The organism is Micromonospora sp. NPDC005367 (genome assembly GCF_040606825.1).
Classification (GTDB): domain Bacteria; phylum Actinomycetota; class Actinomycetes; order Mycobacteriales; family Micromonosporaceae; genus Micromonospora.
Map to the genome: position 1 here is coordinate 197960 of NZ_JBEXFP010000005.1, position 13285 is coordinate 211244.

General features: G+C 67.7%; 13 protein-coding genes and 2 tRNA genes. 11 read left to right on the forward strand and 4 right to left on the reverse strand.

The features are described from left to right. Positions 1-39 precede the first annotated feature (39 nt). On the forward strand, positions 40-495 hold the full coding sequence (locus ABZS42_RS06150) for a MarR family transcriptional regulator (RefSeq protein WP_355142893.1): 456 nt from the start codon (positions 40-42) through the stop codon (positions 493-495). A 56-nt stretch (positions 496-551) separates the two neighbouring features. On the opposite strand, the gene ABZS42_RS06155 is transcribed toward ABZS42_RS06150, so the two are convergent. After that, on the reverse strand, positions 552-1133 hold the full coding sequence (locus tag ABZS42_RS06155) for a hypothetical protein (RefSeq protein ID WP_355142852.1): 582 nt from the start codon (positions 1131-1133) through the stop codon (positions 552-554). A gap of 527 nt (positions 1134-1660) precedes the next feature. Between ABZS42_RS06155 and gyrB the strand changes: the two genes are divergently transcribed. From gyrB to ABZS42_RS06185, 6 genes are all read left to right on the forward strand, one after another. Continuing rightward, positions 1661-3607 (forward strand): DNA topoisomerase (ATP-hydrolyzing) subunit B, encoded by a 1947-nt coding sequence (gene gyrB, locus ABZS42_RS06160; RefSeq protein WP_355142853.1) that lies wholly within the window; start codon positions 1661-1663, stop codon positions 3605-3607. Between the two features lie 130 nt (positions 3608-3737). Continuing rightward, the gene (gene gyrA, locus ABZS42_RS06165; RefSeq protein ID WP_355142854.1) at positions 3738-6257 is read left to right on the forward strand and encodes a DNA gyrase subunit A; all 2520 of its coding nucleotides are present in this window, start codon (positions 3738-3740) and stop codon (positions 6255-6257) included. 4 nt (positions 6258-6261) lie between these two features. Beyond that, entirely contained in the window at positions 6262-7122 is an 861-nt protein-coding gene (locus ABZS42_RS06170) for a DUF3566 domain-containing protein (protein WP_355142855.1), read from the forward strand. A gap of 145 nt (positions 7123-7267) precedes the next feature. Then, positions 7268-7341: transfer RNA gene (locus tag ABZS42_RS06175), tRNA-Ile, on the forward strand. A gap of 43 nt (positions 7342-7384) precedes the next feature. Next, complete coding sequence (locus tag ABZS42_RS06180; protein ID WP_217696734.1) at positions 7385-7513, forward strand: DLW-39 family protein; 129 nt, start codon at positions 7385-7387, stop codon at positions 7511-7513. Between the two features lie 43 nt (positions 7514-7556). Next, a tRNA-Ala gene (locus ABZS42_RS06185) sits at positions 7557-7632 on the forward strand. Between the two features lie 54 nt (positions 7633-7686). Here ABZS42_RS06185 and ABZS42_RS06190 read toward each other — a convergent pair. Then, positions 7687-8334: a site-specific integrase gene (locus ABZS42_RS06190; RefSeq protein ID WP_355142856.1), complete on the reverse strand. Its 648-nt coding sequence runs from the start codon at positions 8332-8334 to the stop codon at positions 7687-7689. A gap of 440 nt (positions 8335-8774) precedes the next feature. On the opposite strand from ABZS42_RS06190, the gene istA reads away from it, so the two are divergent. Both istA and istB read left to right on the forward strand, forming a co-directional pair. Further along, positions 8775-10004, forward strand: coding sequence for an IS21 family transposase (gene istA, locus ABZS42_RS06195; protein ID WP_355142857.1), 1230 nt, complete (start codon positions 8775-8777; stop codon positions 10002-10004). Next, positions 10004-10792 carry an IS21-like element helper ATPase IstB gene (gene istB, locus ABZS42_RS06200; RefSeq protein ID WP_355142858.1) on the forward strand — a complete coding sequence of 263 codons (789 nt, stop codon included), beginning with the start codon at positions 10004-10006 and terminating at the stop codon, positions 10790-10792. The genes istA and istB overlap by 1 nt, the downstream gene beginning before the upstream one ends. Before the next feature lie 74 nt (positions 10793-10866). Here istB and ABZS42_RS06205 read toward each other — a convergent pair whose 3' ends face one another. Next, the gene (locus ABZS42_RS06205; protein ID WP_355142894.1) at positions 10867-11169 is read right to left on the reverse strand and encodes a dihydrofolate reductase family protein; all 303 of its coding nucleotides are present in this window, start codon (positions 11167-11169) and stop codon (positions 10867-10869) included. Between the two features lie 18 nt (positions 11170-11187). Beyond that, a complete protein-coding gene (locus tag ABZS42_RS06210) occupies positions 11188-11409 on the reverse strand; it encodes a hypothetical protein (RefSeq protein ID WP_355142859.1) in 222 nt (73 codons plus the stop codon). A 293-nt stretch (positions 11410-11702) separates the two neighbouring features. Between ABZS42_RS06210 and ABZS42_RS06215 the strand changes: the two genes are divergently transcribed. Both ABZS42_RS06215 and ABZS42_RS06220 read left to right on the forward strand, forming a co-directional pair. Then, on the forward strand, positions 11703-12281 hold the full coding sequence (locus tag ABZS42_RS06215) for a GrpB family protein (protein WP_355142860.1): 579 nt from the start codon (positions 11703-11705) through the stop codon (positions 12279-12281). Between the two features lie 668 nt (positions 12282-12949). After that, positions 12950-13165, forward strand: a complete 216-nt coding sequence (locus ABZS42_RS06220; RefSeq protein WP_355142861.1) for a hypothetical protein — start codon at positions 12950-12952, stop codon at positions 13163-13165. Positions 13166-13285: the final 120 nt, after the last annotated feature.

The window sequence follows — 13285 nt, forward strand, 5'->3', positions numbered from 1 at the left end:
AGCACCGGTCTACGAGGGGGGCGAGTAGTGCGCGACGAGATGGCCGACCGGGATCCGCTGGCCCTGGAGGAACAGGTCTGCTTCGCGCTCTCGGTCGCCGCGCGCAGCGTCGTCGCGGTCTACCGCCCACTGCTGGAGCCGATGGGACTGACCCATCCCCAGTACCTGGTCATGCTGGCGCTCTGGCAGTACGCCCCGCTCTCCGTGCGCGAGCTCAGCCGGCTCCTGCAACTCGACCCGGGCACCCTCTCCCCGCTGCTCAAGCGGCTGGAGGCGACCGGCTACGTACACCGCGAGCGGGCCGCCGCCGACGAGCGCAGCCTCGCCGTCACGCTGACCGCGGCCGGAGAGGCGCTGCGGGCGCAGGCGGAGCAGATCCCGGCCGCGATCGTGGAGCGGCTCGGACTGCCGGTGGCGGAGCTGCGGCAGCTGCACGCCGCGCTCATCACCGTCATCGCCGCCGCTAACCGCGCCGAGGCCGCGCCGCTCTCCTGACGGAGGAGCCTTCCCCGCCGGGCCATCCGGTGGAGGTGGGCCCGGCAGGGACCCGGTCAGGAGTGCGTCGCCCGGCGCGGGGCGGCCGACTCGGCGTAGACGGCGAAGCCGCGGTCGGCGCAGCGCCGGTAGAAGGCGGCCAGGACCCCCAGCTCGGCGCAGGTGAAGTTCCACTGCGGCGGCTCGCCGCTCTCGTCGCGCAGGCCGTCGAGCCGTCCGTCCAACCAGCGCAGCTGCTGCTCGGCCAGGCGCCCGTCGCCGAGCAGCTCGCGCAACACCGCGCTCACCGACTCGAACGTCACCGTCTCGCCGTGCGGCCGGTGCCCGGCGACGAAACGCTCGATGCCGTCGGCGATCCAACCGCAGCCGTCCGGGTCGATCACCGGATCCTCGTCCTCCGCCGCGGCGTCCGTGGCGTAGAGCACACCCTCCAGGCCGAGCAGCAGGTCGACCAGTTCGGTGTACACCGTCGCCCGGACCGTGCCGGTCTTCGCGATCAATTCGGCCAGCGCGGCTGTCGGCGCGGAGATCCTCGGCAGATCGACGATCTCGCCGAAGTCGACGAACTCGGCCGGTGCGACCGGGTCGTAGAAGCGGCCGGTACGCGGCCAGTGGACCGCGACGTTGTCCAGCCCCATCTGGGGTCACCTCTTAACGGCACGTGTGGGGGTTGATCGGGTCGATCGTCCGGTTCCAACCGAGAAAGATCAAGTCCGGTCGGGACCGCCGCCAACGTACGGCACCACCGGCGGCTCCGCGACCCCTCGAATCGCCCGACCCGGGTGCACTCGCGAGCGGCACGGCCCGTCGATCTTGGCCTTGCGCGTGGGGGGAGTCGTGGACGCGGCGATTCGGCCCGCTACGGAGTTCTCAGCCCTTCTGCGAGGGTGCCGAGTGGCGGTTCTGTCTCCGACGCACAGTAAGATTGGTGTAGAGACGAAGACCCGGTGCGGAGCGAGGAGACACGGGCCCCGAAAGGGCCCGCGATCATTGTTCACGTCGGGTCGAGCCGATCGCGATCCGCGGGCAACCGCGGCGACCGGCGCGTACCGACCCGTGACCGGACTCCTCCGGTGCCGGTCCGCGCCGACGTCGCGTCCTGTCCGCCGAACCCCGCGCCCGAAGCGCCCATCCCGGTGCTCACGGCGCGAGAAAGTGGCCGAGGGTGGCAGCGCAGGACAACCAGCAGTACGGCGCAGAATCGATCACCGTTCTCGAAGGACTTGAGGCGGTCCGCAAGCGGCCCGGCATGTACATCGGGTCGACCGGCGAGCGGGGTCTGCACCACCTCGTCTGGGAGGTCGTGGACAACGCGGTCGACGAGGCCCTGGCCGGCTACTGCGACACCATCGACGTGGTGCTGCTAGCCGACGGTGGCGTCCAGGTGACCGACAACGGCCGCGGCTTCCCCGTCGACCTGCACCCCAAACTGAAGAAGCCGGGTGTCGAGGTGGCGCTGACGGTGCTGCACGCCGGTGGCAAGTTCGACGGCAAGGCGTACGCCGTCTCCGGTGGTTTGCACGGCGTCGGCGTCTCGGTGGTGAACGCCCTCTCCACCAGGATGGCCGTCGAGATCCAGAAGGACGGCTTCTTCTGGCGGCAGCAGTACGCCAACTCGAAGCCGAGCCCGTTGGAGAAGGGTGAGGCGACCGACAGCACCGGCTCGGCGGTGTCCTTCTGGCCCGACCCGGCGGTCTTCGAGACGGTCGACTTCGACTTCCAGACCATCTACCGCCGGTTGCAGGAGATGGCCTTCCTCAACCGTGGCCTCACCATCCACCTGCTCGACGAGCGGGTCGACGACGGCGAGGAGGGCAAGCCGCGCGAGGTCACCTTCCTCTACAAGGGCGGCATCGCCGACTTCGTCCGGCACCTCAACGCCTCGAAGAACCCGATCCACAAGACGGTGGTCGAGTTCGGCGCCGAGGAGGAGGGCATGTCGGTCGAGATCGCCATGCAGTGGAACGAGTCGTACGGCGAGTCGGTCTACACCTTCGCCAACACGATCAACACCCACGAGGGCGGTACCCACGAGGAGGGCTTCCGGGCCGCGCTGACCAGCGTCGTCAACCGCTACGGCACCGACCGCAAGCTGCTCAAGGGTGACGAGAAGCTCTCCGGCGAGGACATCCGCGAGGGGCTCGCCGCGATCATCTCGGTGAAGCTGGCCAACCCGCAGTTCGAGGGCCAGACCAAGACCAAGCTCGGCAACACCCCGGTCAAGAGCTTCGTGCAGCGGGTCTGCAACGACCGGCTGGTCGACTGGTTCGACCGCAACCCCGCCGAGGCCAAGACCATCATCCAGAAGGCGTCCCAGGCGGCCCGCGCCCGGATCGCCGCCCAGCAGGCGCGCAAGCTGGCTCGGCGCAAGTCGCTGCTGGAGTCCGGCTCGATGCCCGGCAAGCTGGCCGACTGCCAGTCCACCGACCCGCGCGAGTCCGAGGTCTTCATCGTCGAGGGTGACTCGGCGGGCGGCTCGGCGAAGCAGGGCCGCGACCCGCGGACCCAGGCGATCCTGCCGATCCGCGGCAAGATCCTCAACGTGGAGAAGGCCCGGATCGACCGGGTGCTGAAGAACAACGAGGTCCAGGCGCTCATCACCGCCCTGGGCACCGGCATCCACGACGACTTCGACATCGAGAAGCTGCGCTACCACAAGATCGTGCTGATGGCCGACGCGGACGTCGACGGCCAGCACATCCAGACGTTGCTGCTCACCCTGCTCTTCCGCTTCATGCGGCCGTTGGTCGAGCTGGGTCACGTCTACCTGGCGGCCCCGCCGCTCTACAAGATCAAGTGGAACAAGAAGGGCGACGACGCGCAGTACGCGTACTCCGACCGGGAGCGCGACGGCCTGATCGCGCTGCGCCAGCAGCAGAAGCCCAACGCGAAGCCGGACGACATCCAGCGGTTCAAGGGTCTCGGCGAGATGAACTATCCCGAGCTGTGGGAGACGACGATGAACCCGGCGACCCGCACCCTGCGTCAGGTGACGCTCGACGACGCGGCAACCGCCGACGAGTTGTTCAGCGTTCTGATGGGTGAGGACGTCGAGGCGCGTCGGTCGTTCATCCAGCAAAACGCCAAGGACGTTCGGTTCCTGGACATCTGACGGTGGTCGGCGGGTCGGCCGGTCATCCACCGGCCGACCCGCCGATCCACAGAGTTATCCACAGCCGGGCCGGTATCCACAGCGGTTATCCACAGCACGAAAACGACTCTCAGTCTGATAAGGGTAAACAGTGACCGATTCCCCCGAGTCCACACCGAACGAGCCCGAGGCCGCCGAGGCCGCCGGCGCCGTGGTCGCGCACGACCGGATCGAACCGGTCGGGCTCGAGGTGGAGATGCAGCGCTCCTACCTCGACTACGCGATGAGCGTCATCGTCGGGCGTGCGCTGCCGGATGTCCGGGACGGGCTCAAGCCGGTCCACCGCAAGATCCTCTACGCGATGTTCGACTCCGGCTACCGGCCGGACCGCGGCTACGTGAAGTGCTCTCGCGTCGTCGGCGACGTGATGGGTCAGTTCCACCCGCACGGCGACTCGGCGATCTACGACGCGCTGGTGCGGATGGCCCAGCCCTGGTCGTTGCGCTACCCGCTCGTCGACGGAAACGGCAACTTCGGCTCGCCGGGCAACGACCCCGCCGCGGCCATGCGGTACACCGAGTGCAAGCTCGATCCGCTGGCCATGGAGATGCTGCGGGACATCGACGAGGACACCGTCGACCTGCAGGACAACTACGACGGCCGGGCCAAGGAGCCCACCATCCTGCCGTCCCGGATCCCGAACCTGCTGATCAACGGCTCCGAAGGCATCGCGGTCGGCATGGCCACCAAGATCCCGCCGCACAACCTGCGCGAGATCGGCGCGGCGGTGCAGTGGTGCCTGGAGAACCCGGACGCGGACGAGGCGACGACCCTCGAGGCGCTGCTGGGGATCGTCAAGGGCCCCGACTTCCCGACCCATGGCCTGATCGTCGGCCAGGCGGGCATCCAGGACGCGTACCGGACCGGTCGCGGTTCGATCCGGATGCGGGCCGTGGTGGAGGTCGAGGAGGACAAGCGCGGCCGGCCCGCGCTGGTCGTCAGCGAACTGCCCTACCAGGTCAACCCGGACAACCTCGCCGAGCGGATCGCCGAGCTGATCAAGGAAGGCAAGCTCGGCGGCATCGCCGACATCCGGGACGAGTCCTCCGGGCGTACCGGCATGCGGATCGTGCTCGTGCTCAAGCGCGACGCGGTGGCCAAGGTCGTGCTGAACAACCTCTACAAGCACACCCAGCTCCAGGAGACCTTCGGCGCCAACATGCTGGCGCTGGTCGACGGGGTGCCGCGCACGCTCAACCTCGCCCAGTTCATCCGGTACTACGTCGAGCACCAGATCGAGGTCATCCGCCGGCGCACCGCGTTCCGGCTCCGCAAGGCGGAGGAGCGGGCGCACATCCTGCGCGGTCTGTCCAAGGCGTTGGACGCCCTCGACGAGGTGATCGCCCTGATCCGGCGCTCGCCCACGGTCGAGGACGCCCGGCAAGGCCTGATCCGGCTGCTGGAGATCGACGAGATCCAGGCGACCGCGATCCTGGACATGCAGCTGCGCCGCCTCGCCGCCCTGGAGCGGCAGCGGATCCTCGACGACCTGGCGAAGCTCGAGGTCGAGATCGCCGATCTCAAGGACATCCTGGCCAAGCCCGAGCGGCAGCGGAAGATCGTCTCGGACGAGCTTGGCGAGATCGTCGCCAAGTGGGGTGACGACCGGCGGACGAAGATCATCCCGTTCGAGGGCGAGGTCTCGATGGAGGACCTCATCGCCCGCGAGGACGTGGTTGTCACTATCACCCGCACCGGGTACGCCAAGCGCACCAAGGTCGACCTGTACCGCTCTCAGCGCCGAGGCGGGAAGGGCGTCAGCGGCGCGAGCCTGCGCCAGGACGACATCGTCAGCCACTTCTTCGTCTGCTCGACGCACGACTGGATCCTGTTCTTCACCAACAAGGGCAGGGTGTACCGGGCGAAGGCGTACGAGCTTCCGGAAGCCAGTAGGGTGGCGAAGGGTCAGCACGTGGCCAATCTGCTCGCCTTCCAACCGGACGAGCAGATCGCACAGATCATCGAGATTCCGAACTACCAGGTGGCTCCCTACCTGGTACTGGCCACGAAGAACGGCCTGGTGAAGAAGACGCGGCTCGAGGAGTTCGACTCCAACCGTTCCGGCGGCATCATCGCGATCAACCTGCGCGATGAGGACGAGCTGGTCGGTGCTGCTCTGGCCGGGCCGGAGGACGATCTGCTGCTGGTCTCCAAGAACGCACAGGCGATCCGGTTCAACGCCACCGACGAGGCGCTGCGGCCGATGGGCCGGGCCACCTCGGGAGTGATCGGGATGCGCTTCGCCGAGGACGACGTGCTGCTGGCCATGGAGGTCGTCCGGCCCGGCCTGGACGTACTGGTGGCGACGAATGGTGGATACGCGAAACGTACCCCCATCGAGGAATACCCGGTCCAGGGCCGGGGAGGTAAAGGCGTGCTGACTGCGAAGATCACAGAGCGCCGGGGTGGTCTGGTCGGCGCGGTGGTGATCGATCCGGACGACGAGCTGTTCGCGATCACCAGTAACGGTGGTGTCATCCGGACTCCGGTGAAGCCTGTACGCCGTACGCGTGACCGGAACACAATGGGGGTCAAGCTGATGGACCTTCCGGACGGCGTGACTATCGTGGCGATTGCTCGCAATGCCGACGAGCCTGACGAACAGGACTAGTTGAATGACGGAGACACAGGCGAAGTCGGGGAACGCGGGGTCCTCGGCCAACCCGGTCGACGAGGAGGCCGCCGGAGGCGGCGCATCGGCGACCGGCCGAGCGGCCGTGGGCCGGGCGACGGTCCCCGCAGACGCGCCTGCCCCGAAATTCACCCGGGCCCCCGGGATGACACCACCTCCAGAGAAGCCGACCGAAGACGAGGGGGCCAGCGAGAAGACACAGGCGGTGTCGGCCGACGCCGCGGCGAAGGCGGCCGGCGCCGCCCGGTCTTCGAGCAGCACCCAGCAGATTCCGGTCCGCGCTGGCGTGTCCGCCACCGGCACGCAGCCTCGGGTCAGCGGTGCAGCGACGCCGGACGCCTCCCGGTCGGGGGCCGGCCGGGCACCCAACGGCGGTGGCCTCCCGGCAGGGCTCGGCAACCCGTCCGCTGTCGGGGCCGCTCGGGTCGGTGACGCCGTGCGCGCCGCCCGTTCGTCCGTGAGCTCGGCCGCGTCGCGTGGACCGCGCCGGGCCCGGCTGAACCTGAAGCGGATCGACCCCTGGTCCGTGATGAAGTTCGCATTCGCCGTGTCGGTGGTGCTCTTCATCGTGGTCGTGGTGGCCACCTCGGTGCTGTACCTCGCGCTGGACGCCATGGGTGTCTTCCAGAGCGTCAACGACAGCCTGACCGACCTGGTGAACGCCGGCGGCCAGAGCGCCGACGGTTTCCAGATCACCGCCAAGGGCGTGATCCTCAGCTCGGCGCTGATCGGCCTGGTCAACGTCGTGCTCTTCACGGCGCTGGCCACGCTCGGGGCGTTCGTCTACAACGTCTGCGCCGACCTGGTCGGCGGGGTCGAGCTGACGCTCGCCGAGCGGGACTAGATCCACCGGACGCCGGGGCGCCGCGGAAAGCGGTCGTCCCGGCGTTCCGTACTCCGGTAGGTTCGACGGCGACGGGCGGCACGCAGAGCCACCCCCCGATTTGGGGCGGCGCGCGCTGATGGGTTAACCTTGCTCGTCGCTACGCGGGGCTATAGCTCAGTCGGTTAGAGCGCAGAGCTGATAACTCTGAGGTCGCTGGTTCGATTCCAGCTAGCCCCACCGCACGTCCTCCGACGGCAGCCGAGCGCAAGGGGTCGCCCCAATGGTCAAGAAGCTTCTGATTCTGGTCGGCGTTGTCGGCGTGGCCGCAGTTGTGGCCCGCAAGATCAAGGCTTCCAACGATGAGCGCGCCCTCTGGCACGAGGCGACGACGGCGCCCGACCTGCGCTGAGAACGCCGTCAGCCACAACTGACCAGCGGCTTCGTCCGCTCTCGGGGCCCTAGCTCAACTGGCAGAGCACTGCCTTTGCAAGGCAGGGGTTAGGGGTTCAAGTCCCCTGGGCTCCACCAGCACTTTCATCGGCTGATCTCGGTCCGAGTACAGCCATTCGTACAGCCAAGCGGTCACGCCGTTACCTCCTCGCCCAGTAGCCGATCGATGGCCGAGGCAGCCTGACGAGCTCGCGCCGGCAGGACATGGCCGTAGGTGTCGGCCGTCATCCGGATCGTGGAGTGCCCAAGCAGCTCCATGACGGTCCGCAGCTCCTCGCCCTGGTCGAGCAGGAACGTGGCGAAGGCGTGCCGCAGGTCGTGCAGGTGCAGCCAGTCCAGGCCGGCCGCCGCGCGGAGCTGCTCGAAGCGCCGGTTGACGTTCCGCGGCTGCATCGCGGTACCGATGGTGCTGGCGAAGACCAGGCCCAGATCCGACCACACCTCCCCGGCCGCGAGCCGTTCCCTGGCCTGGCGCACCCGCTGCGACTCCAACGCCGCCACAGCCAACGCAGACAGCGGCACCGGCCGGCTAGACCGGTGCGTCTTCGGCGGCACGAACTCCAGGCCGCGATCGGTCCGCTGGAGCGTCTGCCGAACGAACAGCGCCCGCCCGGACAGGTCGATATCCGACCAGCGGAGGCCCAACAGCTCAGCCCGCCGGAGCCCGGTCGCCAGCGCCAGGACGAACAGCGATTCAAGGCGGCCCGCAAGCGGGTCGCGCCGGCCCGGCCCCGGCCTGCTGGCGACCTCCGGCCGGCATCGGCCGGGCCGGCCGGCCATATTGGCGGAGACTAAAGGCGCGAAGGGCTGAGACGGGACGATCGCCATCGGGGTTGCTCTCCATCGAGGGCGGGGCGATCGCTGCCGCGCAGCAGAGCTGCTTGCCCCCGGACTTTCGTGGGTACCGCCCGCGGTTCGGTGACGACGAGGACCAGGGCGTGATTCATCCTCCAGGTGCTCGATCCTCTACGCCACCCGGACGGCGTCAAGGGCGCTGCGCGTCGGCACGCCGATGGTCTGCGGCCACCCTTGACCCCGACCGGGCGCCGCAGTCTTTGGCACCTATCCGGGGGATGGGGGAAACTTGCGGCCACCTTCCGCCGAGAGACGAATGGCCGACCACTGCGCGACGCGGCTGAACCAGAGCGGTTGTCGGCTCCGCCTGAAAACTGACCCTATGGTTCCGGCTGAATTTTGACCCCTTCCGGAAGCATCGGGAGGTGCTGAGCGTGGAGGACTGGGCGGAGATCCGTCGGTTGCACCGGGCGGAGCAGATGGCGATCAAGGCCATCTGCCGCCGGCTGGGGGTTTCGCGGAACACGGTGCGGAAGGCATTGGCCAGTCATGAGCCGCCTCGCTATCAGCGGGCGGCGAAGGGTTCGATCGTGGATGCGGTTGAGCCGCAGATCAGGGCGTTGTTGGCGGAGTTTCCGGACATGCCGACGACGGTGATCATGGAGCGGGTCGGGTGGACCCGGGGCAAGACGGTGTTCGCCGATCGGGTGCAGCAGCTGCGGCCGTTGTTCCGCCGCCCGGACCCGTCTCAGCGCACCGAGTATCTGCCGGGTGAGCTGGCGCAGTGTGACCTGTGGTTCCCGCCGGCGGACGTGCCGTTGGGCTTCGGGCAGGTCGGCCGGCCGCCGGTGTTGGTGATGGTGTCCGGGTATTCGCGGTGGCTGTCAGCGGTGATGATCCCGTCCCGACAGTCACCGGATCTGCTGGTCGGGCACTGGACGCTGATCTCGGGCTGGGGGCGGGTGCCTAAGGCTCTGGTGTGGGACAACGAGTCCGCCGTCGGGCAGTGGCGGGCCGGCAGGCCGCAACTGACGGAGGCGATGAACGCCTTCCGTGGCACTCTCGGGATCAAGGTGATTCAATGCCGGCCCGCGGACCCGGAGGCCAAAGGCCTGGTGGAGCGGGCCAACGGCTATCTGGAAACCTCGTTCCTGCCCGGCCGCCGCTTCGCCTCACCCGGCGACTTCAACGCCCAACTCACCGAGTGGCTGGTGCGGGCGAACCAGCGGCAGCACCGGATGCTGGGCTGCCGCCCGGTCGAGCGGTGGGACGCCGACCGGGCGGCGATGCTGCCACTGCCACCGGTTGCGCCGGTGGTCGGCTGGCGGCAGACGACCCGGCTGCCCCGCGATCATTACGTTCGCTTGGACGGCAACGACTACTCGGTGCACCCATCCGTGGTCGGCCGGCGGGTCGAGGTGACCGCCGACTGCGACCAGGTGCAAGTGTTCTGCGACGGCCGTCCGGCGGCCCGGCACGACCGGTGCTGGGCCAAGCATCAGAGCATCACCGACCCCGCCCACCGCCGGGCCGCCGCGGACCTGCGCATCGCCGCCCAACGCACCCCAGCGACCGCTGTCGACGAGCAGGTCGAACGTCGGCCGTTGAGCGACTATGACCGCCTGTTCGGCCCGGATGTTGAGGTGGCTGCGTGATGGCCGCCAAGACCAGCCGCAACGTGGCATCCGAGATCGCGTTCCTCACCCGTGCCCTCAAGGCGCCGTCCCTGGCCGCATCGGTCGAACGCCTGGCGGATCGGGCCCGGGCCGAGTCCTGGACGCATGAGGAGTTCCTCGCCGCCTGCCTGCAACGCGAGGTCGCCGCCCGCGAAGCCCACGGCGGTGAAGGACGCATCCGTGCCGCCCGCTTCCCGGCCCGCAAGAGCCTGGAGGAGTTCGACTTCGACCACCAGCGGTCGTTGAAGCGGGAAACGATAGCCCACCTCGGCACCCTCGACTTCGTGGCCTCGAAAGAGAACGTCGTCTTCCTCGGCCCGCCCGGCACCGGCAAAACTCACCTGTCCATCGGCCTCGGCATCCGGGCCTGCCAAGCCGGACACCGGGTCGCGTTCGCCACCGCAGCCCAATGGGTGTCCCGCCTGGCCGACGCCCACCACGCCGGCCGCCTGCAACACGAGCTCGTCAAGCTCGGCCGGATCCCGCTGCTGATCGTCGACGAGGTGGGCTACATCCCTTTCGAAGCCGAAGCCGCGAACCTGTTCTTCCAGCTCGTCTCCAACCGCTACGAACGAGCCAGCCTGATCGTCACGTCGAACAAGCCCTTCGGCCGCTGGGGCGAAGTGTTCGGCGATGACGTTGTCGCCGCAGCCATGATCGACCGCCTCGTCCACCACGCCGAGGTCATCTCGATGAAGGGCGACAGCTACCGGCTCAAAGACCGCGACCTCGGCCGCGTCCCCGCAGCCACCAAGACCAACGACTGAACATCAACAACCAGCGAGGGGGTCAACATTCGGCCGGAACAGAGGGGTCAAAGTTCAGCCGGTGTTGACAGCGGTCAGGAGTTACGGCCGGGCGCGACGTAGCGCAACGCAAGGAATGACCCGTACTGGTCGGCCTCTGCCAAGGCCCACGGCGTGTACACCTCTGCGTGCAGCAGTCGGGTGCCGGAGCCGACCAGGACTGGTGCGACGCCGATGTGAAGCTCGTCGACGAGGTCGGCCTGCACGAACTGGGTCGCAAGCTCCGCACCGCCGAGGATCCAGACGTTTTTTCCCCTGGCCGCCTCGACGAGCTGCGGGTGTACCTCGGTTACGTCGCTGTCGGTGAAGCGTAGGTCAGCGCCGTCGTGGTGCGGCAGTTTGCGATGGGTGAAGACTCAGGTAGGTCGGTCGCCGTAGAACCAGGGGGCGTTATGGCGATAGATGAACTCGTACGACCGCGCCCCCATCGCGATGGCACCGACCTGATCGAAGAACCGCTCGTAGCGCCGCCGTTTACCCTCCAGATTGCTGAACTGGGAGAGCCAGTCAAGCTGTTCGGCGGGTTCGGCGATGTACCCATCGATGCTCATGGCGACGAAATACTGCGTCAGGTTCATGCACGGACACTAGGACCAAGCGCAGTCCCGCTCTCCGGCCGGCCCGTACTCGGGTCGCCGAGGCTACCGTGCATGGGATCGGATCGGCCGGGCCATCCGGTAGGGCGCTCCACCTTGTCCCCGTCTGGGGAGGCTGGATGGTCTACGACTGCCCGACGAGGAGATCCGCTAGAACAGCGAGACTTCCTACCGCTACCTGCGTGGCCATAGATTGTTCATCGTCAGCTACCAGCGGCTCTGGCTGCGTCAAGTGCGCTAGCCTCCCCCCCCCCATGTCCGGGGATCCAGAGAACGTGGCCGCCTACGACGAAGCCTTGGCGCAGGTAGTCATCGGCGATCTTCAGCCATTGAACGCGCCTATCGACATCCGCGACTACGATTCGACCTGGCCGCAACTCTACGCCAGGGAGGCCGACCGGATCCGACAGATCCTCGGAGACCGCGTGGTGCGTTTGGAGCACATCGGCTCTACCTCGGTTCCGGGTCTCCCGGCCAAGCCCATCATCGATTTGGTGCAGGAGGTGCGTGACTCCGCCGACGAGTCGGCGTACGTACCAGCCCTGGAAGCGGCTGGTTACGTGCTGCGCATCCGCGAGCCGGAATGGTTCGAGCATCGCCTCTTCAAAGGCCGAGACACCAATATCAACCTGCACACGTTTTCCGCTGGCTGCCCGGAAACCGACCGAATGCTGCTCTTCCGCGACTGGCTGCGGTCAAATGCAACCGATCGTGACCACTATGCCGCCACCAAGCGGGAACTTGCCCGACGTGACTGGAAGTACGTCCAGCAATACGCCGACGCGAAGAGCGATGTCGTAGCCGAGATCATGCGTCGGGCGACCGCTGGCGAGTCTGACAGGGAAGGCAGCTAGCCGGCCTACGTAGCCCGTACAGTCATCCGTACAGCCAACCCTGCCTGTCAACGCCGACGCTACCCGACAACGACGGGCAGGCTGCCCAGGAGCGCGATCACCTGACCAGTCATTCGCGATCTTCTTCTAATCCCAGGCCCTCGGCCGCTGATTCAGGGCGCAAGGCCAGGCAAGATCATCGGGACCACATCGGGACCACCTGAGGTCGCAAACTGGTGTCAGGCAACGGAAGTCGATCCGAGGTAATAGCAGGTCAAAGCATGCCTACGCTCCCGATGTCCCATGATCGCGTTTTTGGGGTTCAAGTCCCCCGGGCTCCACTCTTACCGCCTCTGGCATGGCATGGAGGCCGCCGTTTCCTTTGGCCAGCCCGCCTTCTCCCGCCACTCAACCCACTCGGCCGACCAGGTGTGTTCGATGAACGGGTTTTCATGGGTGGTGGTGAACAGCAGTGGAACCCGGCGGCGCATCGAACTTCCTGATTGACGTCGATCAATCCGACCTCGGTCGGTGGGTGCTCCTGCATCTGGCGACGTAGCGCTGGAGCGAGGAACGATCACAGCGGGCAATCGCCAAGCTATGGGCAGTCCGTGGAGGCGTCTGGCGGAACCACCGCCTGCTGAGCATCGGCGGGTTCCGGGACGGCGTCTTCTACATATCTCGTGCCGGTGACCCCGGGCAGCACCGCCGAAAGCGCCGAGCGCGTTCAAGCTGCGGTGCTCTTCCTGTCCCGCAGAGATAGCCAACAGTGCCTCGCCGCCGCGGCCCTGGCACAGCAGGATCGGCGCGATGTCTTGGTTGGCGTGGGGTTCGCCGATGATGACTGGGTCGACCAACTGAACCGCTTGCTCGGTGATGCCTCGTCCGTCCCCATGCGCCAGTAGCCCTTCGACGTCACGTAGGTCCCGAGACCAGGCAGCCGGCTGCCGGCGATGGCAGGCTTCAACGTCCGGTCATGTCGACGCGCCGAGCAGACCGACGAGTGGACCGCCACGAGCTGCCGG